The following is a 21,725-nucleotide window of genomic DNA, read 5'->3' as shown; positions in this document are numbered from 1 at the left end:
TTTAGCGACCGAAGCCTCAGCGGGCCAGCGGCTCCTCGCAGGGCGATTCTCCTCTATTTTGCAACTTCCGCGTCTCGGAGGATGAGGCTACGCAGACAGTGATCGACACGACTGTACCCGCGGTCATCCGCGGACGGCGGGTTCTGACCCCCGAGGGTGTGCGCGCTGCTTCAGTGCACATCGAGTCGGGGCGCATTGCGCGTGTCGCCGCGTGGGATGAAGTGGGCGGCGGGGAGCAGTGCGTAGACGCCGGAGAGCTGCTCGTAATGCCGGGGCTCGTCGACACCCACGTGCACGTCAACGAGCCCGGCAGAACGAACTGGGAAGGCTTCGAGTCCGCGACGCGCGCGGCGGCGGCGGGTGGCGTGACGACGATCCTCGACATGCCGCTGAACTCCATCCCCGCGACGACGTCCGTGCAGGCGCTCGCCGTGAAGCGCGCGGCGGCCGAAGGCAAGATGTCGGTCAACGTGGAACTCATCGGCGGCGTCGTGCCGGGAAACACCGGCGAGCTAGAGGGCCTGCGCGACGCCGGCGTGCGCGCGTTCAAGTGCTTTCTCTCGCCGTCGGGCGTGGACGAGTTCCCGCACGTCACCGAGCGAGATCTCGCCAAGGCCTTCCCCGTGCTCGCGCGACTGGGATTGCCGTTGATGGTTCACGCGGAAGATCCCGCGCGGCTCGTCCCGGCCGGAAGCTCCTCCTCGTACGCGGACTATCTCGCCTCCCGGCCCGTGGAGGCGGAGCATTCGGCCATCGAGCTGCTCGTCGGCCTCATGAACCGCTCGCGCGCGCACGTGCACATAGTGCATCTCTCCTCGGCCACTTCGCTGGAGATCATCCGCGCCGCGAAGCTGCGCGGGCTCCCGCTCACGGTGGAGACGTGTCCGCACTACCTGACCTTCGCGGCCGAGGAGATCCCCGACGGAGCTACCGAGTACAAGTGCGCACCGCCGATCCGGTCCCGCGCCGAGCGGGACGGGCTTTGGGAGGCGCTGATTGCCGGCGACATCGATCTCGTTGCATCCGATCATTCCCCCTGCCCGCCTAACATGAAGCGCACGCACGGCGATTTCTTCTCGGCGTGGGGCGGAATCGCCTCACTGCAGCTGTCGCTTCCCGCCGTCTGGACCGGAGCGAGAGTTCGTGACGTTCCTCCCGAGCGCATCGCGGAGTGGATGAGCGCCGCACCGGCGCGCCTCGCCGGGCTCGGCGACAGAAAAGGAGCGATCGCCGCAGGGTACGACGCCGACATCGTGCTCTGGGACCCGCACACGAGCTTCGTCGTGGATCCAGCGGAACTCTTCCATCGCCACGCCGTGACACCTTATGCGGGCCGCGAGCTTTTTGGCGTGGTGCACGCCACTTACGTCGGCGGCCGCCAGGTCTTCGGCGATCGCATGGCCGTCACTAATCACTAATCACTAATCACTAATCACTAGTCACTAGTCACTAGTCACTAGTCACTAGTCACAATCGATCCTCGGGACGAACACCGCCCACAAGTACCGTTACATTACGCCCGATGACTGCAGACTCACCGGCGCGACACGTTCCGGCGCCCTCCTTCACCGATCTGCCCGATCTGGCGGCGGAGCGCCTTGGCGGCGAGGTCGTAGCCGCCAACGACGATTTCTTCGCCCCCAAGGAGTCGTTGATCAAGCCCGGCAAGCCGGAGTGGCGCGAGGGCGAGTACACCGACCGCGGCAAATGGATGGACGGGTGGGAGACGCGCCGCAGGCGCGAGCCCGGCCACGACTGGGCGATCGTGCAGCTCGGCATCCCCGGAATCGTGCGCGGCGTCGTGATCGACACGAGTTATTTCACCGGGAACTATCCGGAGCACGCCGGCATTGACGCGTGCGCCGTGGACGATCCGGTGCCCGGCGAGCGGATCGCGCGGGACGACATTCCCTGGCGGCCGCTGCTCGCGAAGTCCGCGTTGAAGGGCGACGCGGTGGACTCGTTCCCGATCGACGGCAACGCGCGAGTCACGCACGTGAGGCTCAACATCTTTCCCGACGGCGGGGTCGCGCGCCTTCGCGTGCACGGCGAAGTCGTGCCCGACGAGCGGCTGTTCGAGCAGGACTCGGAGGTGGATCTCTCCGCCATGGCCAACGGCGGATTCGTCGTGTCCTGCAGCGACATGCACTACGGCAATCGGCAGAACCTGATCATCCCGGGCAGTTCCACGCACATGGGCGACGGCTGGGAGACGAGACGGCGCCGCGGAACGGGCCACGACTGGGCCATCATCCGCCTCGCGCGGCGCGGAGTGATCGAGCGGATCGAGCTGGACACCGATCACTTCAAGGGCAACGCGCCCGCCGGCGCGATGCTGGAATGCTGTGACGCGGGCGACTCGTTCGACGCGGACACGGCGTGTTGGGAGGAGCTCCTGCCGAACACGCCGCTCGACGCCGACGCGCGCCACCGCTGGGACGACCTGCCGGCGAAGCCCGCGACGCACGCCCGGCTGAACATCTACCCGGACGGCGGAGTCGCGCGTCTGCGGCTGTTCGGCCGCGCGACAACATAGCGGGAGCGTGGGTGTGAACTCGACGGTCGCCGAGCTGGACGTCCTGCCGCCGGAGCGCGCGTCGCAGCTCCTGGGCGATTGCTGTGGATCCACGCGCTGGATATCGGCGATGGTCGCGCGCCGGCCGTTCGGGTCGATGGAGCGGCTGCTGGCGGCGGCCGACGAGACGTGGCGATCGCTGGGACCCGACGACTGGCGCGAGGCGTTCTCGCACCATCCGCGAATCGGGGAGCGGCGGAGCGTCAAAACGCAGAGCGAGCGCGGCGCCGCATGGGCGGCCGGAGAGCAGTCCGGCGTGGGCGACGCGCGCGACGACATCCGGAGCTCGCTCGCGGACGCGAACCGGGAGTACGAGAAGCGGTTCGGTTACATCTATGTAGTATGCGCCACCGGCAAGACCGCCGAGGAGCTGCTCGCGATGGTGACGGAGCGGTTGCGCAACGATCCGGCTACGGAGCTTGCCGTCGCGGCCGACGAGCAGCGCAAGATCACGCGATTGAGATTGGAGAAGCTGCTCGGACAACAAGGAGACTCAGCGTGAGCACGCTCAGCACCCACGTTCTCGACATCTCGCTCGGCCGGCCGGCGGAGGGAATCAAGGTCACGCTCGAGCAGGGCGCGGACATCATTCGAACCGGCGTGACCGATGCCGACGGGCGCGTGCCCGAGATCAAAGCCGGTGGTCCGATGAGCGCCGGAGTTTACCGCCTTCGCTTCCTGGTCGCCGAGTACTTCGCCGCGAGCGGGCGCGACTCGTTCTACACCGAGATCACGGTGAATTTCCGGATCGGTGAGGGCGAACACTATCACGTGCCTCTGCTGGTCAGTCCGTTCGGCTACTCCACATACCGCGGGAGCTGACGAAATTCGCTCGCGTCCGCTCAGCGCTGAGCGGACCAGCGGCGGAGCAGGGCGCGCTCCGCGTCCGTGATCGCGGTCTTATTCGCCGGCGGCATCGTTCGAGTCAGGACCGCGCGTTCGTAAATGCGGGCCGCGAGGAGCTCGATCTGCTCGGGGGTGTCGAACCGCACTCCGCCCGGCGCGACCCCGAACGTCATGTCGCTCGGCTTTGCTGAATGACACACCGTGCAGCGGCGGTCGATGACGCTGCGGATTTCCGCGAAAGTCAGGGGCCCCGGAGGGTCGGCGACCGCGGGCAACCGCGGGGCCGCGCCGAGCCGCACCGTGCCGTACAGTGCCACGACGCCGGCCAGCATCGTGGCCGTGAGCACGGCCGGCCACGTCCGCATGGTGTAGCGGATATTGAGCACGTGCCGCACGGCCACCCCGCCGGCGACGAGGATCAACAGCAGCAACCAGCTCAGGCGATTCGCGTAGATGTTCGGGAAATGGCTGCTCACCATCAGCACGATGACGGGGAACACGAAGTAGTTGTTATGAATGGAGACGCGCTTCGCGCGATCGCTCACCGCCGGGTCGGCGATGCCGCCCCCGCCGACCGAAGCCACCAGCCGTCTCTGCGACGGAACGATCGTGTGCGCGACGTTCAGCGCCATGATCGTTCCGAGCATCGCCCCAACGTGGAGGAACGCCGCGCGGCCGCTCAGCAGCTGCGTGAGGGCGATCGATATCGCTGTCAGCCCGGTCAGCCAAACCGCGCTCGCGAGGCGAGGCGAACGTACCGCCACTGTCCGCTGCATCGCATCGTACAGCGCCGAGCCGAGCAGGATTGCGGCGATGCCGACGACGACCGCCTGGCCATGGCTGAGTTGCGCGAGCCCGGGATCGGCCATGGCCGCGCGGCCGCCGGCCCAGTACACCGCGATCAGCAGCACTGCGCCGCTGCCCCACGTCGTCATCGCCTGCACGACGAACCAGTGCAGCGGCCGCGGCAGCGACCGTCCGCCGAGGAGTGTCTTGTCCACGTAGTAGAACGCGCCGCTGTGCAGCAGCCAGATGTGCCCGAGGGATCCGGGTGCCGCGTCCTCCGACGGTTGGAGATTCCGGTCGAGCCAGCTGAAGAGCAGGGAGTTACCGACCCACATGATGCCGGCGATGACGTGCACCCAGCGCGCTACGAGGTCGACGATCTCCCAGTCCGCTCCACTCACCTCTTCGTCCGCATGATCTTCACGAACGAGCGGCTGCGGAAATCCTCTTCCGTCAGCCCCGTCATGCTCAGCGCTTCCGCTTCGGTGATCGCGCCGGAATTGATCCCGCGCAGGAAGAAGTTCAGCAGTCCCTGGCCGGTGGCCGCGTCGTCGAAAACGTCACCGACGAGAGTGGCCTGCGCCGCCTTCGAGACGAAGTTCCTGAGCCGCACGCCGGCCGCGTCGATCCCGTCCAGGAAAAAGCTGTACAGCGCGGAGTAGCGGGTCACCAGCTGCGCCGGGTGCAGATCCCAGCCCTGATAGAATCCGCCTGCGAGCGAGTGCCGCACGTCGTCGAAGTGCATCCGCCAGGCGGCGTGCACACTCGCGGCGTTCTCGGCGAGCTGCGATTTCGTCAGCGCCGGGCCGCCCCTGGCTTCGCGGTGCGCCGGGACCGGCATCACCGTAGTCGAGCCGTCCGACAGCCAGACTTCGGTTCCGGCGAACGCGGCCTGCATGAAGTGCTTGGCAAACTCGCACGACGGGTGCTGCATGCGCTGCTGGGCCGCGGTGATGTTGATGCCGGCGGTGTAGTCGTAGGTGCCGAAGTGCGCGCCGCGCAAACGGCTGCCCGAAGCGTCCAGCAGCCGCGGCAGCAGCGACCGGCCGCTCGCGTCGAGGACGATCTGCGGCGTCTCGACCATCACCTCGAACCTCAAGACGCCGGCGGGAAGGCCGAGCTTGCGCTCGAGCTGCTGGAGAACCGAAACGGTGAACTCCACCTGCTCGATGATCGTGATCTTGGGGATCGTCACGATCCATCGGTCCGGCACGCCGCCAGACTCGGCGAGCGCCGTGTAGACGAGATCGAGCGTCCGAACGCTGCGCGCGCGCAGCTCTTCGTTGAGCGGCTTGACCCGCACGCCGATGAACGGCGGCAACGAGTCGTCGCGCATCCCCTTCGCCAGCTCCTTCGCGACCGCGGCGGCGTGCCCGTCCTCCTCGGCGTCCGGGCGGTTGCCGTAGCCGTCCTCGAAGTCGATCCGGAAATCCTCGATCGGCTCGCGCGCGAGCTTGTCGCGAACCCGGCGGTCGATCGTCGCGAGCGCGGGGTGGTTGCCGATGTTCAGCGCGCGGCCGAGCGCGGCCGCGTCCGGCGCGTAGGTGTCGAGTGCGCGTAGCGCCACCGCGCCGAGCTTGGACACGGTGTCGGCGGCGAACAGCTGCGCGCCGCCGTAGACCGTGTGCACGGGCTGCCGGCCGGGTCCTTCGCCGGGATGCGCATCGGCGAACGCGATGTTCGCCTCGCGCAAAGCCGCTGCGGCATCGAGGAGCAGCTCGTTGTCGAGCGAAGTCGTCATCCGTTGTACACCATGCCACCGCGCGAGCGATACAGCTCGAGCACTTCCCGCGCCTCGTTACGCAGGACGTTCCGCTCGATGACTATTCCGCGATCCTCGAGGTACTTGTACGACTCGGGGAATACGGGGCCCTCCTCGAAGCTCAATCGGGATGCGTCCTCCCGTGCCGCGCCGTACACCACCCGCCGCACGCCGCTCCAGAGCGTCGCGCCCAGGCACATGGCGCACGGCTCGCAGGAGGTGAACAGCTCGTGCGGCGGAAGCGCGGCCGAGCTCAGGCTGAACGAGCCGACGCGGTTCTGCGCGAACATGAACGCGACCATCTCGGCGTGCAGCGCGCAGTTGTTGTAACGGACCACGCTGTTCATGCCGACGGACACGAGCTTGCCGCTCGCCTGGTCAAAGATGGCCGCGCCGAACGGCCCGCCGGTGCCGCGCTCGACGTTCTCGCGCGAGACCGCGATGGCGAGCGACATGCGCTCGCTGTCGGTGCGATAGGTCCGGCGCCAGTCGACGACGGAGTCGACCCAGTCCGGGTACTCCACATGGATCGCGGGGCGTTTTCGGTCTTGTTTCACAGCGGGGAATGTTGTCGCTTTGAGAAGCTCTGCGAAAGGCGGCTATGCCACGAAGTTCGCGGAATGGAAACAGCACCGAGGAGACAATGTTGAAGACTGCAGCCTACGCCGCGCCGTCGAAGACCGCGCAGCTCGGTCCGCTCGCCATCGACCGGCGCGAGCCCGGCCCGCACGACGTCCTGATCGACATCCGCTTCTGCGGCGTGTGCCACTCGGACATCCATCAGGTGCGTGACGAGTGGGGCGGCTCGATCTATCCGATGGTGCCGGGCCACGAGATCGTCGGAACCGTCGCCCGCGCGGGCGAGCGTGTCGCCCGCTGGAAGCCCGGCGACGTCGTGGGAGTGGGGTGCTTCGTGGATTCGTGCCGGCGGTGCGCCGCGTGCAAGGCCGGCGAGGAGCAATACTGCGAGAAGGGGATGACCCCGACCTACAACGGGCGGGAGCGCGACGGAAAAACGCCGACATTCGGCGGCTACTCCACGCGCATCACCGTGAACGAGGATTACGTCGTCCGGATTCCGGAGGGAATTCCGCTCGAGGGAGCGGCGCCGCTGCTGTGCGCCGGCATCACGACTTACTCCCCGCTGCGGCACTTCGGCGTGAAGGCCGGAGACCGGGTCGCGATCGTCGGGCTCGGCGGCCTGGGGCACATGGGCGTCAAGATCGCGAAAGCCATGGGCGCGCACGTCACCGTGCTCAGCCACTCGCCCGGCAAGCGCGAGGACGCGCTCCAGCTTGGCGCCGACGAGTTCCTCGCGACCGACGACTCCACCGTGTTCGCCAGGAACAAGAACCGGTTCGATTTCATTCTCGACACAGTCTCCGCGACGCACGATTACAACGCCTATCTCCGGATGCTTTGCCTCGACGGGACGATGGTGCTGGTCGGGATACCGGATCCTTCGTTGGTCTCGGCGGGTCCGCTGGTCTCCCGCCGGCGGAGGCTGGCGGGCTCGTCGATCGGCGGGATCCGGGAGACGCAGGAGATGCTGGACTTCTGCGCCGAGCACGGCTTGCAGGCCGACGTCGAGGTAATCGCCATGGATCGGATCAACGAGGCGTACGAGCGAATGCTCCGGAGCGACGTGCGCTACCGGTTCGTGATCGACACTGCAACGATTCAGAGCAGTTGAAGACGGTCACGCCCGAGCAGTTTTTCGAGGTCGACATCCGCGTCGGCCGGATCATTTCCGCCGAGTACTTTCCCGAGGCGAGGAAGCCCGCGATCAAGCTGACGATCGATTTCGGGGAGATCGGGATCAAGCGGTCGAGCGCGCAGCTCACGCTGCACTACGAGCCGGAGGCTCTCGTCGGAAAGCTGGTGGTGGGCGTCGTGAACTTCCCGCCGCGGCAGATCGGACCGTTCGTATCCGAGGTGCTCGTGCTCGGCGCGTGTCCGGCGCCCGGCGACGTGGTGCTGCTCGGCCCCGACGCGGATGTCGCTCCCGGCACGCGCATAGCTTGAGCCCGGCGGCTCCCAAGGGAGCGCTCGCGCTCGGGCTGCGGGAGAACTGGCGGCAGTTCTGGCTGCTGGTGCTCGTCAACGCGTTCGTGGGAGCGATGGTGGGGCTCGAGCGCACCGTGCTCCCGCTGCTCGCGGAAGCCGAGTTCGGCGTGGCCAGCAAGAGCGCCGCGCTGTCGTTCATAGCGACGTTCGGCGTCGTGAAGGCGCTCACCAATTTCTTCGCCGGGCGCCTGGGCGATCGCTACGGCCGCAGGCGCGTCCTGCTCGCGGGCTGGGTGTTCGCGCTGCCGGTGCCGCTGCTCGTGATATGGGCGCCCACCTGGTCGTGGATCGTCTTCGCCAACGTGCTCCTTGGGATAAACCAGGGGCTGACATGGTCCATCACGATCATCATGAAGATCGATCTCGTCGGCCCGAAGCGGCGCGGACTGGCGATGGGTCTCAACGAGTTCGCCGGCTATCTCGCCGTTGCGTTCGCCGCGCTGGGCACCGGCTACATCGCCGCGGCGTACGGCTACCGTCCGGCGCCGTTCTACCTCGGCATCGCCTTCGCCGCGATCGGTCTGGCGCTGTCGCTCTTCTTCGTGCGGGAGACGCAGCAACACTCGGCGCTGGAGGCAACGACCTTCGAGCAGCGCTCGACCGCGCGGGATTACGGCGGCGACGTGTCCGCGCGGGAGCTCTTCGCCCGCGTGAGCTGGCGGGATCCGGCGCTGGCGAGCGCGAGCCAGGCTGGAATGGTCAACAACCTGAACGACGGTCTCGCGTGGGGGCTGTTTCCGCTTTTCTTCGCGGCGGCGGGGCTGGATGTCGCGCAGATCGGAGTCTTGAGCTTTACGTATCCCGCGGTCTGGGGCGTGTTGCAGCTCTGGACCGGCGCCGCGTCGGATCGTCTGGGGCGCAGGCGCCTGATCGCGGGCGGCATGCTGCTGCAGGGAGTGGCGTTGGGCGCGATCGCCCTCGTGCGCGGCTTCTGGCCGTGGATGGGTGCCGCCGCGCTACTCGGCGTGGGGACCGCGATGGTCTATCCGACGCTGCTCGCCGCGATAGGCGACGTCGCGCATCCGCGCTGGCGCGGCTCGGCCGTGGGCATCTACCGGTTGTGGCGCGACAGCGGCTACGCCGTGGGGGCGCTGCTCGCGGGCGTGGTGGCGGACCTGTTCGGGATGGCGTGGGCGATCGGCGTCGTCGCGCTGCTCACTCTCGCGTCCGGCCTGGCTGTCGTCTGGCGCATGCCGGAGACGCTCCGCCGATGATGCCGTGTTAGTCTCAGCACAGCAGCATGCTTCCAACAACCATCGGAGGATTGGTACGATGCAAAAGCTGATGCTCCTGGCGGGAATGCTCGCGCTGGCGGCGTGCCAGTCTGGCGAGACGCCGGAGCCCCGCACCGACCTGACGAAACGTCAGGCGGACAGCGCGATCGGCGCCTCCGGCCTACCGGGCGCGCGAGGCATCACCAGAGCGATGAATGCCGCGGATTCGGTGGCCGCACGAAACGCGCGCATGGACTCGGCCGCGAGGGAGCCCTGAGCTCCCGTCTACGGCGAATGGAGCGCTGATTCATTGGGAGGTCCCATTTCCCAGCACCACCGCCGCGTTCCGCTGCAAGCCTCGCAGTTTCGCTCTCTTCATCGGCGACTTGCGGAACGGCACCGTGAACTCCTCCTGCGACATGGCCAGCAGGTCGAGCGCGAGCTGCCGCGCGTTCTTGCCGGCGAGCATCTCCCGCGCGCTGAAGGGTGAGTCATCAGGCAGGTTGCGCGAGAAGCTCACGTTCCAGGGGCACACGTCCTGACAGATGTCGCAGCCGTACACATTCTCACCGATGGCGGAGTGAAACTCCTCAGGAATGTCGCCCTTGAGCTCGATGGTGAGGTATGACACGCACCGCGTGGCGTCGAGCACGCGCGGCGCGATGAAAGCATCGGTGGGACACGCATCGAGGCAGCGAGCGCACGTGCCGCATCGGTCGGCCTCGAACGGCGCGTCCTCCTGGAGGTCGAGATCGAGCAGCAGCGCGCCGATGAAGAAGAACGAGCCGATCTCCGGGTTGAGCAACATCGTGTTCTTGCCGAACCAGCCGAGCCCGGCTTTGCGCGCGAGGTCACGCTCGAGAATCGGTCCGGTGTCAACGTATGCCTTGCCGGCGACCTCGCGCCCGAGCTCGGTGTTGAGCCAGGCATGTAACGCGCGCAGCCGTTCCGTCATCACGTCGTGATAATCATCGCCGCGCGCGTATCTGGCGACGGGCCCGATGGGAGCGGTGCCGCCGTAGTTCATTCCGACAACCACCGCCGACTTGACGTTCTCGAACACGCGGCGCGGATCGGCGCGTTTCCCGGCGCCGCGCTCCAGATACGCCATGTCGCCGGCGAAGCCGCGCGCGACCCACTCGTCGAACATCGGCGCGGTCTCCGCGGGCCCGAGCCTGGCGATCCCGACGAGATCGAAGCCAAGCGCGCGGGCGCGGGACTTGAGCGAATCCTCGATCCTCATGAGTTGGATACCGACCAGAGCGCGTACCGTTCCACGTCGCGCGCGGGGGGCGTGGCGTCGTAATCGCCATACGCCGTGTGCATTCTCCACCGCAGGTAGGTGCGATCCGGGAGCGGCAGGAACGGGAATCGCTTATACCATTCGCGGCGGCGGAAGCGCCACGCCACCCGTGTCAGGGCGACGGCCAGTCGCGGCCGGCGAACCGAGCGCGCGGCCAGTGCTCCGGTCAGACGCAACCACTGCATGATTCAACTTAAGTGATATGGCTTCCCGACACCTGATCGGCCTCATCTCGGACACGCACGGCCTGCTGCGGCCCGACGTGCACGACGAGCTGGCCGGCGTCGAGCTGATCCTGCACGCGGGAGACGTGGGCGGCGAGGACATCCTGCACGAGCTGCGCACGATCGCGCCGACGCTCGCGGTTCGCGGCAACACGGACGCGCCGGCGCCGCATCTCGAGAGCGAGATAATCCAGGAGATCGGCGGGCTGAGCGTGCACGTGAGTCACGGGCACGAGCTCGGGCGTCCGACGCCGGAGCGCCTGCTGGCGCGCTATCCGCAGGACGTTCTCGTGTACGGCCACACGCACAAGCCTTTCCTGCTGAAGTGGGAAGGACGGGTCGTCGTGAACCCCGGAGCCGCCGGTCAGCGCAGGTTCGATCTCGAGCCCAGCGTCGCGCGACTGCGGATATCCGACGGAATCGCTGACGTCGAGTTCATCACGCTGAGCGCGAGCGAGTGACGATCAGAGGAAGGATCTGCCCTCGAGGCCCGGTGGATGCGGGAGACCGAGTCCGTCCAGAGCGCTCGGCATCAGATCCACGGTTCGCAGCGGAGCCCGCGCGAGCGGCCTGCTGACCAGCAGCGGCACCAGCATGTGATCGCGGTGCAGCGCGCCGTGCGACGAGATGTGCGGTATCGGCTCGAAGCGCGCGCGCAGGTCCCACTCGCGCGCCGCGGACAGTATGATGTCTCCCGACCGCGGCGAGCGCGCGAGACGCGCGATCTGAACCAGCGCATCCGGGTACTCGCTTCCCACCGTCAGGGCGCGCGATTCGTCTCCGCTCAGGCCGGCGTGTTCGCCGATCCCGAGAGGGTCGCCGCTAGCGGGCCGGTACGAATAGCCGTCACCGGTCCACTCGAGCATGGCCGTCCCTGCGGCGCGCGAGCGGATCTCGCAGCGGGCGTCGCCGTGCGGCAGCAGCATGAGATCGGTCGAGTCGCGCGCCAGCAGACTTGCGGCGAGTCCGCTCCACTCGCTCGCGAGCGAAGGCCACCAACGCCGCTTTCCCGATTTCAGGTCGAGGTATAGATGCGCCATCGCGTTGCCGCTCACCATCACCGCCGTGCGCGGGTCACGCGTTAACAGTCCCCACGGGTGCCAGATCGGGCGGAGTCCGAGCTGCGTGAGCACGCCAGCGAGGTCGTCGTGCCCGCGTATGGCCGTATGCCCGTGATCGCTGACGACCCAGAGGTGCGTCATGTCCCAGAGCCCCCTGTGCTCGAGATCGCCCCGGATGTGGGCGACCGTGTCGTCCACGATGCGGAGCGCGGCGGTCACGTCGTCGGAAGCCTGCCCGCACGCGTGCGATACCTTGTCGACGCCCGTGAACGCGGCGAAAACGAAATACGGTTTCTGCTTCCGCATCGTCGAGACGAGCCGGCGCGAGACAGCGCGGTCGATGTCCAGCCAGCCCTGGACGTCGCCGCGGAAGTGCGTGAACGCGGTGCGCGCGGCGAAAGCGGGACCGCGGGTGAGGTTCCGGGAGGGGCGAAGCCCGCGAGTGACCATGCTCATCGCGGCCAGCGAGTTGGGCGCCAGCTCGAACATCGTCGGAGATCCCCGCTCCAGATCGCGGTCCACCATCCGCATCTCGCTGCCGACGTAGCTGCGCGAGTGCCCGGGCCCGGCGCAGTCCTTGCGCGAGCGGTCGTACCAGCGGAGTCCGGGCATCCCCACGGACCCTGGGTGCTTCCCCAGCAGGAACGGCGTGTACGCCGGACCGGTCACCGAAGGGAAGACGGAGGTGATCTCGTGCAGACCACCCTCCGCCTGCATTCGTGCCATGGCGGGGAGCGCGCCCGAGTCGATCGCGGCTCGAAGGGTATCGGTGCGTGCGCCGTCGGCGACGAGGATTATAATCGGCAATAGATTCCGGCCACGTACTTCAGCGTGCAATTAGATGAAGAAGAAGCGAAAAGATACCGTAAAGCCCGCGACGCGCCCCGGGAAGTCGCCGTCCGCCGGCAAGAAGCAGCCGACACGCCGCAAGAAAGGCGCGCGCACGGCAACCGGGAAGCCGATGAGCCCGGCCGTGCTGGCTTCGGCGGAAGAGTCGGCGCTGGCGGGGCTCAAGGAGCGCACCGAAGTCGGCCACATGAAGGCCGGACGCATGCCGCCGTCGCGCGTCGAGGACACGCGGCAGGCCGGAGCGACGCGCGTGATCGACGAAGCCATCCGCGATCACATCGTCGAGACGGAAGACGAGAAGTTCCTGCAGCATCCCCGCGCGGAAGCCGATTTTGTCAAGAGCGACCCGTGGCGCGTCCTGCGAATCATGAGCGAGTTCATCGAAGGCTTCGACGTGCTCGCGCAGACCGAGAAGGGCGTCGCCGTGTTCGGCTCGGCGCGCATCGGTCCCGATGACCCGCAGTACGACAAGGCGGTCGAGGTCTCGCGGCTGCTGGCCGAGGCCGGGTTCTCGATCATCACGGGCGCGGGCCCGGGCATCATGGAAGCGGCCAACAAGGGCGCGCGCCTCGGCGACGGCCCGTCCATCGGCTGCAACATCGAGCTGCCCTTCGAGCAGGGCGCGAACCCGTACGTCGACACCCTGGTGAACTTCCGCTACTTCTTCGTGCGGAAGACGATGTTCATCAAGTACTCCTCGGCGTTCATAATCTTCCCCGGCGGCTTCGGCACGCTGGACGAGCTGTTTGAGGCGGTCACGCTCATTCAGACGGGCAAGATCTACCAGTTCCCCGTGATCCTCATGGGGCGCCGGTACTGGGCCGGCCTGCTGCGCTGGCTGCAGGCGCGCGTCCTGCTGGAGCAGAAGATCTCTCCGGGCGATCTGGACCTGCTCTTTCTCACGGACGACCCGGAAGAAGCGGCGCAGGCGGTGATTACTGCATTTAACGCAAAAAGGTGATTAGTGATTAGTGATTGGTGATTAGTAAAAGGGGTTGTTGGTAGTTTATCTGTTACTAGTTACTAGTCACTAGTCACTAATCACTAGTCACCGCAGTCATGATCGAAGAGCTCAAGGCCAAACTCGGCGAAGAAGTGGAGCGTCTCCAGCGCGAGCTCAGCATCACGCTCCCGCAGGAGATCAAGCGCGCGGTGGAGCACGGCGACCTGCGCGAGAACAGCGAGTACAAGGCCGCGCTCGAGCGGCAGCAGTTCGTGCAGGCGCGGCTGGGCCAGCTCCGCCAGCGCCTGAGCAAGCTGTCGCAGATCGACGTCGCGCAGATTCCGACCGATCGAGTCGGGCTCGGCTCGGAGGTCACGGTCGAGGACGAGAAGACCGGCAAGCGGGAGACGTACAGCCTAGTGTTCGGCGACGCCATGGAGTTCCAGGACGGTCACGTCACGATGTCGTCGCTGATCGGTCTCGCGGTCGTCGGAAAGGCTCTGGGCGAGGTTGCGGTGCTCAAGTTGCCGGCGGGCGTGCGGCGGCTGAAGGTCGTCGACCTCAAGACGATTCACGATTCGACTTCCGTCTAGCAGGCGCGGCCTGCGGGGTTCGGAGGCCGAGGCTGGCCTCCTTCGCACCTACGCTCGCTGCGCTCGCTAAGACGGTGCTCCGGAGGCCAGCCTCGGCTCCCGAACCAACAACGGCACCTGCCTAGTCGGGATCGATCGTGAACAGCCGGGTGACGTCGCGCGCGTAATCCGCGATCGCGGCTTCCTTCAGTTCGGCACTCCATCCGAGGAGCGGGGCGACGACGTCCGCGGCCGGCGCGGCGAGCGACATGGCGTGGTCGCGCGCGCGAAAGGCGGATTGGGTGCGGCGGATGAGAAGGTCGCTGAGGGTCAGGGCGTGCTCGTGGCGGACTGAATAGAGCAGGTCCGCGGGGCGCACCTCGGAGTCGCTCGCGAGTGGTCGCCCCAGCGCGGGCTCCGCGCGGGTCATCTCCGCGATCGCGGTCTCGCGGTCGGCGCCGGGAAGAGCTTCCCGGGAGGTGCGTGATCGCGTAGTGCGCATGCCGAGCGTGATCTGCACGAGATCGACCACTTCCTCCGCCACCGCCCGGTACGTGGTGAGCTTGCCGCCGGTGAGCGTGATCGTGCCGGAGGCGTCGCGCGTGATGAGATGCTCCCGGGAAGCGGAAGCGAGGTCCGCCGACATCGGCGCGGGCGCGAGGGGACGGAGACCGGCCCATGCGGTTATCACGTCCCGCCGGCGCAGGCGCGCGTCCGCCAGATAGGCGTTCGCCGATTCGATCAGATACGATATCTCCGATTCGGAGGCGCGAACCTCGTCGGGCGACGCGCGCGTGAGAACCTCGGTGGTGCCGATGATCGTGTGCGGACCGGAGGGGAGGATGAACATCACGCGGCCGTCGACCGGGGAGAGCAGCGCGATGGCGTCGCGGTTCCCGACGAGCGAGCGGTCGACCATGATGTGCGACCCCTTGCTGCGCTCGACGGCCGAAGACCACGGACCGATCGCGCGAACCACGACGCGCGCGAAGATTGAGAGCCGCTCGCCGGTCAGGTTGTCGGTGAGTGCGACGGTGTGCGGCGCGCCGCCGGGCAGCAGCTCCGCGCTCATGTGATTCACGGTGACCGCGCTCCAGTATGCGGCGCTCAGCGCGTTCGCGAGAGTCAAGCGCGAGTCGTCCGTGGACGAATCGAAGTAGGCGCCGCCGCCGGAGAGTCCCGCGTGCTTGAGCGCCGGCTCGCGCGCGAGTACTTCGGCCGGCGACAATCGCTCGTGCCACCTGCCGGGACGCGAGAGGGAGAGCAGGTCGTACAGCGTCAGCCCGGCGCCGAGCTTTCGTGTCGAGACCCGCGCGCCGCTGTAGACCGGCCAGGTGAAGCGGAGCGGCCGGACGAGATGCGGCGCGATGCGCAGCAGCGTGGCGCGCTCCCGCCGGGACTCGCGCACCAGCCCGACGCGCCCGTGCTCCAGGTACCGCAGCCCGCCGTGCACGAGGCGCGACGTCCGGCTGGACGTGCCGCAGCCGAAGTCGTCCTGCTCGATCAGCGCGACGCTCAGCCCGCGCATAACGGCATCGCGAGCTATGCCGCAGCCGTTTATGCCGCCCCCGATGACCACGACATCGAACGACTCCCGCCCCAGCCGCGCGCGGTGCGCGTGAGCCGAAACGGGAACGGACGTCGGAAGCGGCGCCGTCATCCTAGAAACATATACGCCCCGCGTCTAACTTTCCCGTAATGGCGACCTTCGGCAGCGGGACCGGCAGACGTGTGGCGATAGTCGCCGGGGTGCGAACGCCGTTCACCAAAGCGGGCACGTCGCTCAAGTCGTTCAGCGCGATCGAGCTGGGCAAGCTGTGCGTCGCCGAGCTGCTGCAGCGCACGGGGCTGGACACGCGCGAGGTGCAGGCGATCGTGTTCGGCACGGTCATTCCTTCGGTCGTCGCGCCCAACATCGCGCGCGAGATCGCGCTGATGCCGATGCTGCCGAAGGGAGTGCAGGCGTTCAGCGTCAGCCGCGCGTGCGCGTCCGCGAACCAGGCGATCACCGACGCGGCCGACCAGATCGTGCTCGGACACGTTGACGTCGCGATCGCGGGGGGCGCGGAGACGCTGTCGAACGTGCCCATGCTCCACCAGCAGACGTTCACCGACGCGCTGATCAAGGCCTCGAGGTCGAAGACGATCGCCGGACGCGCGGGCGCCGTGGCGAAGATACGGCCGCGCGACCTGGTACCCATCGCCCCCGCCATCGCCGAGCCGTCCACCGGCGAGACGATGGGTCAGTCGGCGGAGAAGATGGCGAAGCTGAACGGCATCACCCGGGAGGAGCAGGACCAATACGCTTTGCGGTCGCATAGAATGGCGGCGGCCGGCACGGCGGACGGGCGGCTCACCGCCGAGATCATGCCGGTGTACGTCCCGCCGAAGTACGAGACGTTCGCGACCTCGGACAACGGGGTCCGCAGCGACACGAGCATGGAGCAGCTCGCCGCGCTCAAGCCCGTGTTCGACCGCAAGTACGGAACGGTCACCGCCGGCAACGCGTCCCCGCTCACCGACGGCGGCGCCTGTGTGCTGCTGATGAGCGAAGAAAAGGCCCGCTCTCTCGGCTATCCGGCGCTCGGCTTCATCAGATCCTACGCGTACGCCGCGCTGGATCCGGGCGAGCAGCTGCTGCAGGGACCGGTGCTGGCCGCGCCGGTGGCGCTCCAGCGCGCGGGACTCACGCTGCGCGACATGGATCTCGTAGAGATGCACGAGGCGTTCGCCGCGCAGGTGCTGTCGAATCTTCGCGGGCTGGAATCGCGCGAGTGGGCGAAGCGCGCCGGGTTCTCCGAGCCGGTCGGCGAAGTGGATCGCGCCAGGCTCAACGTCATGGGCGGCTCGATCGCCATCGGCCATCCGTTCGGCGCTACAGGCTCACGCATCACGGTGACGCTATTGAACGAGCTGGGCAGGCGCGGCGGACAGTTCGGCTTGATGACGGTGTGCGCCGCGGGCGGGATGGGCTTCGCCATGGTCGTGGAGCGCGCGTGATGGAGACGATGCGCGTGGTCGAGCCGAAGGAGAGCCGCGGACCGTACGCGCTGACCGTCGATGTGCAGGACGGGATCGCCATCGTCACGTTCGATTTGCCGGGTGAGTCGGTCAACAAGATCGGCCGCGCGGTCAAGGACGAGTTCCTCCAGCTGGCGGACCGGCTGGAGCGCGATAAGGACATCAGAGGAGCGGTCCTGATCAGCGGCAAGCCCGACGTGTTCATCGCGGGCGCCGACATCGAGGAATTCCTCACGCTGGAAACCGCGGCGCAAGCCGAGCGATTGAGCAGGGACGGGCAGATGCTCATCGATTCGGTGGCGAGGATGCGGATCCCGCTGGTGGCCGCGATCCATGGGGCGTGCCTAGGAGGCGGGCTGGAGCTCGCGCTCGCGTGCACGTACCGGGTCGCGACGGATCATCCCAAGACCGTGCTCGCGCTGCCCGAGGTTCAGCTCGGAATCATACCGGGCGCCGGCGGCACGCAGCGGCTGCCGCGCAAGATCGGTTTGCGCGCCGCGCTCGACATGATTCTCACGGGAAAGAACGTCCGCGCGAAGAAAGCGTATCAGATGGGACTGGTCGAAGAGCTGGTGCATCCGGCCATGCTGCGACAGATAGCGGTGCAGCGCGCGAAGGAGTTGGGCAACGGCAAGCGGCCGCAGACGCGCAAGGAGCGCAGCTTCGTGGACACTCTGCTCGACGGAAACCCGGTCGGCAGAAGCGTGGTGCTGCGGAAGGCGCGGGAGGAGACGCTCAAGAAGACGAAGGGGCACTATCCCGCGCCGCTCGCGGCGCTCGACGCCGTCTCCGCGGGACTGAGCGGCCGGCGCGCGCACGGCTACCGCGAGGAATCGCGCCTGTTCGGCGAGATGGCGGCCACCGACGTGTCGCGCCAGCTCATCTATCTCTTCTTCGCGACGACGGCCCTGAAGAAGGACAACGGTGTGGACGGTCCGGCCGAGCCGCGCGAAGTGAAGAAGCTCGGCATACTCGGCGCCGGTTTCATGGGCTCCGGGATAGCGTCTGTCGCGGTGCAGCAGGGAACCGTCGTGCGCATGAAGGACGCGGATTATGCTCGGGTCGGCAAAGGCTTCGCCGCGGTGCGATCGGTGCTCAAGGAACGGCTCGGCAAGCGGCAGATCACCCGCCAGCAGATGGACGATACGATGTCGTTGCTGGGCGGGACGGTGGACTACAGCGGCTTCGCCAGCGTGGACCTGGTGATCGAGGCGGTCTTCGAGGATCTCGCGACCAAGCACGAGGTGCTGCGCGAGGTCGAGCCGGTGCTGAAGCCCGAGGCGATCTTCGCGACGAACACGAGCACCATTCCGATCGCGCGGATCGCGGAGGCGGCGGCGCGACCGGAGCGTGTACTCGGGATGCACTTCTTCAGCCCCGTGCACAAGATGCCGCTGATCGAAGTGATCACCACGCCGGGAACGAGCCCGGAAGCGGTCGCCACCGCGGTCGCCTACGGCAAGCGGCTGGGCAAGACCGTGATCGTGGTCAACGACGGGCCGGGGTTCTACGTCAACCGGATCCTCTTCCCATACATCAATGAAGCGGGGCGGCTGCTCGAGCAGGGCGCGTCCGTGGACGCCATCGACGCCGCGATGGTCGCTTTCGGCTTCCCCGTCGGACCGATGACGCTGCTCGACGAAGTCGGCATGGACGTCGGCGCCAAGGCCGCGGCGGTCATGCACGAGGCGTTCGGCGACCGGTTCGCTCCGGCGGGAGCGATCGACCGGCTCGTCGCCGCCGGACGGTACGGGCGGAAAGCGAAGAAAGGATTTTACCTGTACGACGAAGCCGGGAAGAAGGGCGCCGCGGATCCGGAGGTGTACGCGGTGGCGGGCGCGGCGGCGGAGCGTACCGAGATTCCGGTCGCCGAGATCCAGCAGCGGTGCGTGTTCGCCATGCTGAACGAAGCCGCGCGCTGCCTGGAGGACGGAATCATTCGCTCGGAGCGGGACGGCGACGTGGGCGCGGTCTTCGGCATCGGCTTTCCGCCGTTCCGCGGCGGTCCGTTCCGGTACATCGACTCCATCGGGGCGGCGACGCTGGTGGGCCAGCTCGAGGAGCTGAACTCGCGGTTCCCCGGCCGGTTCGAGCCGGCGGAGCGGCTGCTGCAGGCGGCGCGGCGGTAGTTGAAAAGGGTGCCTGGTGATTAGTGATTAGTGATTAGTGACTAGTGACTAGTGACTAGTAACTGCGCTGCTTTCTGAGGGCTCCGCCTCCTACTATTCATACCAACACTTCAACAGCAGGTACTACATGCGTCGCGTTCTGAAGCTGTCGATTCTTTCCCTCGTGCTCGCCGCGCCGGTTGCGGGGGCGCAAAGCCCCACCGAGCTCACCGTCGACAGGATCTTCAACTCCGCGGAGTTCCGCGCGCAGCCGTCGCCGACGCTGCACTGGCTCGGCAACGAGGCGAACTACGTGGACGTGCGGGAAGGAAGCTTCCACATGGTGGACATAGGAAGCGGGCGGAGCACGTTGCTCGTCGACGCGGCGGCTTTCGTGGGAGAGGATGGAAAGCGGTTGGACATCGAGGACGTCATCTGGTCGGGGGACCAGACGCGCGCGCTGATCTTCCACAGCTCGGAGCGGGTGTGGCGAGCGAATTCACGCGGCCGGTTTCACGTCTTCGACGTCGCTTCGCGCAAGCTGATTCCGGTGACGCGCGTCGACACGCTGATCATGTTCGGCAAGCTGTCGCCCGACGGCCAACACGCCGCGTTCGTCCGGAACAACAACATCTACGTGACGGATCTCGCTACGGGACAGGAGCGCGCGCTGACGCGCGACGGCAGCCCGGAGATCATCAACGGGACCACGGACTGGGTGTACGAGGAGGAGTTCGGGCTGCGCGACGCGTTCCGCTGGAGCCCCGACGGCAGGCGGATCGCGTTCTGGCGCTTCGACCAGACGGCGGTCAAGCCGTTCTCTCTGATAGACGAGACGCAGCTGTATCCGTCGTTCACCACCTTCAAGTACCCCAAGGCGGGCGAGCGGAACGCCGACATCAGGATCGGAGTGATCGACGTCGCGACCGGCAGCACGCGCTGGATAAGCACCGGCGGCGAGCCGGACTCGTACGTTCCACGGATGGAATGGCTGGGCAACGACTCCGTCGTCTTTCAGCGTCTGCCGCGCAAGCAGAACCGGGTCGATCTCGTCGCCGCGAGCGTGACAAGGGACGGGTCGCGGCTGATCCTCACCGATTCGGATTCCGCGTACGTGGACGTGCAGGAGCCCGTGTGGCTCAACGACGACCGGCAGTTCCTCTGGATCAGCGATCGCACCGGCTGGCGGCAGGTATTCCTGTACGACCGGTCGGGCCGGCTGATTCGACAGGTGACGAGCGACGGCAGCGACGTCACCAACATAGTGGGACTGGACGAGACCCGCGGCGAGCTGTACGTGCAGCAGGCGGCCCCGACTCCGACGCAGCGCCACATTTTCCGCTATGCGCTCCGCGCCGGCCGCGGCCAGCAGATCACGTCCGCGCGCGGCTGGCACTCGATGAATCTCGCACCGAACAGCCGCTACGCGGTGATGACGCACTCCGACATCAACACACCGGCCGTGGCGCGGCTCGTCGAGGTCCCGTCGCTGCGGACGGTGCGGACGCTGGTGACGAACGACACGTTGCGGACCAGGGTCGCGCGCCTGGGACTGAGTCGGGTGACCTTCCTTCGCATTCCGTCGGCGGACGGCGCGACGATGCTCGATGCGTACCGGATAGTCCCGCCGCAGTTCGACAGCACCAGGAAGCACCCGGTGCTGATGTACGTGTACGGCGGGCCGGCGTCGCCGACGGTCGGCGACGCGTGGGGCAGCTCCCGGTTCCTCTGGCACCAGATGCTGGCGCAGAAGGGGTACGTGGTGGTCAGCGTGGACAACCGCGGCGCGGCGATGCGGGGACGCAACTTCCGGAAGATGACGCAATACCGCGTCGGCACGCTCGAGTCGGACGACCAGATCGCGGCCGCGCGGTGGATAGGACGGCAGAGCTGGGGCGACGCGAGCCGCATCGGCATCTGGGGGTGGAGCGGCGGCGGCACCATGACGCTCCTCTCCACGACGCGCGGAGGCAACGTCTTCAAGACGGGGCTGTCGGTCGCGCCGGTGACGGACTGGAGCCTGTACGACACGATCTACACCGAGCGATACATGTGGACTCCGGAGGGAAACCCGGAGGGGTACCGCGCGACCGCGGCGCTGAATCACGTGGACGGCCTCACCGCGCGGCTGCTGCTCGTGCACGGGACGGGTGACGACAACGTGCATTCGCAGAACACCCTGCAATTCGCGCAGAAGCTGCAGTTCGCGCGCAAGCCGTTCTACATGATGCTGTATCCGAACAAGACCCACTCGATCTCGGGCGCTGGCGCTACGCTCCACCTCTACGACACTTTCACGCGGTTCATTCTCGAGAATTTGTGAGTTTGGTGCGCGCGCGGGTGCTGCCCAGGGGGGCGCGCACCCGCGGTTTGACATTCTCTCGGGCTCGAGGA

The 21,725-nt window shown here is 67.3% G+C and carries 21 protein-coding genes; 14 read left to right on the top strand and 7 right to left on the bottom strand.

Annotated features, from left to right (window positions below; all coding sequences use genetic code 11):
- The first annotated feature begins 98 nt into the window (after positions 1–98).
- From allB to uraH, 4 genes are all read left to right on the top strand, one after another.
- Positions 99–1,418 (top strand): allantoinase AllB, encoded by a 1,320-nt coding sequence (gene allB, locus WEA80_05860; GenBank protein ID MEX1186094.1) that lies wholly within the window; start codon positions 99–101, stop codon positions 1,416–1,418.
- A gap of 104 nt (positions 1,419–1,522) precedes the next feature.
- A complete protein-coding gene (gene alc, locus WEA80_05855) occupies positions 1,523–2,536 on the top strand; it encodes an allantoicase (protein MEX1186093.1) in 1,014 nt (337 codons plus the stop codon).
- A gap of 13 nt (positions 2,537–2,549) precedes the next feature.
- Entirely contained in the window at positions 2,550–3,077 is a 528-nt protein-coding gene (gene uraD, locus WEA80_05850) for a 2-oxo-4-hydroxy-4-carboxy-5-ureidoimidazoline decarboxylase (GenBank protein ID MEX1186092.1), read from the top strand.
- Positions 3,074–3,397, top strand: a complete 324-nt coding sequence (uraH, locus tag WEA80_05845) for a hydroxyisourate hydrolase (GenBank protein ID MEX1186091.1) — start codon at positions 3,074–3,076, stop codon at positions 3,395–3,397. Before uraD ends, uraH begins: the two co-directional genes overlap by 4 nt.
- Before the next feature lie 20 nt (positions 3,398–3,417).
- On the opposite strand, the gene WEA80_05840 is transcribed toward uraH, so the two are convergent.
- From WEA80_05840 to WEA80_05830, 3 genes are read right to left on the bottom strand one after another with little or no spacing between them, the layout of a single operon-like run.
- Entirely contained in the window at positions 3,418–4,608 is a 1,191-nt protein-coding gene (locus tag WEA80_05840) for a urate hydroxylase PuuD (GenBank protein MEX1186090.1), read from the bottom strand.
- Positions 4,605–5,948, bottom strand: coding sequence for a hypothetical protein (locus WEA80_05835; protein ID MEX1186089.1), 1,344 nt, complete (start codon positions 5,946–5,948; stop codon positions 4,605–4,607). The genes WEA80_05840 and WEA80_05835 overlap by 4 nt, the downstream gene beginning before the upstream one ends.
- A complete protein-coding gene (locus WEA80_05830) occupies positions 5,945–6,526 on the bottom strand; it encodes a nucleoside deaminase (GenBank protein MEX1186088.1) in 582 nt (193 codons plus the stop codon). Before WEA80_05830 ends, WEA80_05835 begins: the two co-directional genes overlap by 4 nt.
- An 89-nt stretch (positions 6,527–6,615) precedes the next feature.
- Here WEA80_05830 and WEA80_05825 point away from each other — a divergent pair, with 89 nt between their 5' ends.
- Genes WEA80_05825 through WEA80_05810 form a run of 4 tightly spaced genes read left to right on the top strand, consistent with a single transcriptional unit; the run spans position 6,616 to position 9,527 of the window.
- Positions 6,616–7,662 (top strand): NAD(P)-dependent alcohol dehydrogenase, encoded by a 1,047-nt coding sequence (locus WEA80_05825; GenBank protein MEX1186087.1) that lies wholly within the window; start codon positions 6,616–6,618, stop codon positions 7,660–7,662.
- Positions 7,659–7,994, top strand: a complete 336-nt coding sequence (locus WEA80_05820; protein ID MEX1186086.1) for a tRNA-binding protein — start codon at positions 7,659–7,661, stop codon at positions 7,992–7,994. Before WEA80_05825 ends, WEA80_05820 begins: the two co-directional genes overlap by 4 nt.
- Entirely contained in the window at positions 7,991–9,250 is a 1,260-nt protein-coding gene (locus tag WEA80_05815; GenBank protein MEX1186085.1) for an MFS transporter, read from the top strand. The genes WEA80_05820 and WEA80_05815 overlap by 4 nt, the downstream gene beginning before the upstream one ends.
- 58 nt (positions 9,251–9,308) lie before the next feature.
- Complete coding sequence (locus WEA80_05810; GenBank protein ID MEX1186084.1) at positions 9,309–9,527, top strand: hypothetical protein; 219 nt, start codon at positions 9,309–9,311, stop codon at positions 9,525–9,527.
- 30 nt (positions 9,528–9,557) lie between these two features.
- Here the strand turns inward: WEA80_05810 and queG are convergent, their stop codons facing one another.
- Positions 9,558–10,493, bottom strand: a complete 936-nt coding sequence (gene queG, locus WEA80_05805) for a tRNA epoxyqueuosine(34) reductase QueG (protein ID MEX1186083.1) — start codon at positions 10,491–10,493, stop codon at positions 9,558–9,560.
- Entirely contained in the window at positions 10,490–10,738 is a 249-nt protein-coding gene (locus WEA80_05800; protein ID MEX1186082.1) for a hypothetical protein, read from the bottom strand. Before WEA80_05800 ends, queG begins: the two co-directional genes overlap by 4 nt.
- Before the next feature lie 17 nt (positions 10,739–10,755).
- Here WEA80_05800 and WEA80_05795 point away from each other — a divergent pair, with 17 nt between their 5' ends.
- Positions 10,756–11,238 carry a metallophosphoesterase family protein gene (locus WEA80_05795; protein MEX1186081.1) on the top strand — a complete coding sequence of 161 codons (483 nt, stop codon included), beginning with the start codon at positions 10,756–10,758 and terminating at the stop codon, positions 11,236–11,238.
- Positions 11,239–11,241: 3 nt separating this feature from the next.
- Here WEA80_05795 and WEA80_05790 read toward each other — a convergent pair whose 3' ends face one another.
- Positions 11,242–12,645 (bottom strand): alkaline phosphatase family protein, encoded by a 1,404-nt coding sequence (locus WEA80_05790; protein ID MEX1186080.1) that lies wholly within the window; start codon positions 12,643–12,645, stop codon positions 11,242–11,244.
- A 34-nt stretch (positions 12,646–12,679) separates the two neighbouring features.
- Between WEA80_05790 and WEA80_05785 the strand changes: the two genes are divergently transcribed.
- Both WEA80_05785 and WEA80_05780 read left to right on the top strand, forming a co-directional pair.
- Entirely contained in the window at positions 12,680–13,648 is a 969-nt protein-coding gene (locus WEA80_05785) for a TIGR00730 family Rossman fold protein (protein ID MEX1186079.1), read from the top strand.
- 98 nt (positions 13,649–13,746) lie between these two features.
- On the top strand, positions 13,747–14,223 hold the full coding sequence (locus WEA80_05780; protein ID MEX1186078.1) for a GreA/GreB family elongation factor: 477 nt from the start codon (positions 13,747–13,749) through the stop codon (positions 14,221–14,223).
- Between the two features lie 121 nt (positions 14,224–14,344).
- On the opposite strand, the gene WEA80_05775 is transcribed toward WEA80_05780, so the two are convergent.
- Positions 14,345–15,862 carry a glycerol-3-phosphate dehydrogenase/oxidase gene (locus tag WEA80_05775; protein MEX1186077.1) on the bottom strand — a complete coding sequence of 506 codons (1,518 nt, stop codon included), beginning with the start codon at positions 15,860–15,862 and terminating at the stop codon, positions 14,345–14,347.
- Positions 15,863–15,900: 38 nt separating this feature from the next.
- On the opposite strand from WEA80_05775, the gene fadI reads away from it, so the two are divergent.
- The 3 genes from fadI (at position 15,901) to WEA80_05760 (ending at position 21,654) form a co-directional block, all read left to right on the top strand.
- Positions 15,901–17,202 carry an acetyl-CoA C-acyltransferase FadI gene (gene fadI, locus WEA80_05770; protein MEX1186076.1) on the top strand — a complete coding sequence of 434 codons (1,302 nt, stop codon included), beginning with the start codon at positions 15,901–15,903 and terminating at the stop codon, positions 17,200–17,202.
- Positions 17,202–19,352, top strand: a complete 2,151-nt coding sequence (gene fadJ / locus WEA80_05765; protein MEX1186075.1) for a fatty acid oxidation complex subunit alpha FadJ — start codon at positions 17,202–17,204, stop codon at positions 19,350–19,352. The genes fadI and fadJ overlap by 1 nt, the downstream gene beginning before the upstream one ends.
- A gap of 127 nt (positions 19,353–19,479) precedes the next feature.
- Entirely contained in the window at positions 19,480–21,654 is a 2,175-nt protein-coding gene (locus tag WEA80_05760; protein MEX1186074.1) for a S9 family peptidase, read from the top strand.
- Positions 21,655–21,725 lie beyond the last annotated feature (71 nt).

This window comes from Gemmatimonadaceae bacterium (genome assembly GCA_040882285.1).
Classification (GTDB): Bacteria; Gemmatimonadota; Gemmatimonadetes; order Gemmatimonadales; family Gemmatimonadaceae; genus JACDCY01.
The sequence above is the reverse complement of the archived record's forward strand: the minus strand, read 5'-3'. Positions and strand labels throughout refer to the sequence as shown.

Coding starts and splice junctions, on each gene's coding strand:
- WEA80_05835 (MEX1186089.1), bottom strand. CDS start 5,948: ATGACGACTTCGCTCGACAACGAGCTGCTCCTCGATGCCGCAGCGGCT.
- WEA80_05760 (MEX1186074.1), top strand. CDS start 19,480: ATGCGTCGCGTTCTGAAGCTGTCGATTCTTTCCCTCGTGCTCGCCGCG.
- WEA80_05780 (MEX1186078.1), top strand. CDS start 13,747: ATGATCGAAGAGCTCAAGGCCAAACTCGGCGAAGAAGTGGAGCGTCTC.
- fadI (MEX1186076.1), top strand. CDS start 15,901: ATGGCGACCTTCGGCAGCGGGACCGGCAGACGTGTGGCGATAGTCGCC.
- WEA80_05800 (MEX1186082.1), bottom strand. CDS start 10,738: ATGCAGTGGTTGCGTCTGACCGGAGCACTGGCCGCGCGCTCGGTTCGC.
- WEA80_05795 (MEX1186081.1), top strand. CDS start 10,756: ATGGCTTCCCGACACCTGATCGGCCTCATCTCGGACACGCACGGCCTG.
- WEA80_05785 (MEX1186079.1), top strand. CDS start 12,680: ATGAAGAAGAAGCGAAAAGATACCGTAAAGCCCGCGACGCGCCCCGGG.
- WEA80_05810 (MEX1186084.1), top strand. CDS start 9,309: ATGCAAAAGCTGATGCTCCTGGCGGGAATGCTCGCGCTGGCGGCGTGC.
- WEA80_05775 (MEX1186077.1), bottom strand. CDS start 15,862: ATGACGGCGCCGCTTCCGACGTCCGTTCCCGTTTCGGCTCACGCGCAC.
- queG (MEX1186083.1), bottom strand. CDS start 10,493: ATGAGGATCGAGGATTCGCTCAAGTCCCGCGCCCGCGCGCTTGGCTTC.
- alc (MEX1186093.1), top strand. CDS start 1,523: ATGACTGCAGACTCACCGGCGCGACACGTTCCGGCGCCCTCCTTCACC.
- fadJ (MEX1186075.1), top strand. CDS start 17,202: ATGGAGACGATGCGCGTGGTCGAGCCGAAGGAGAGCCGCGGACCGTAC.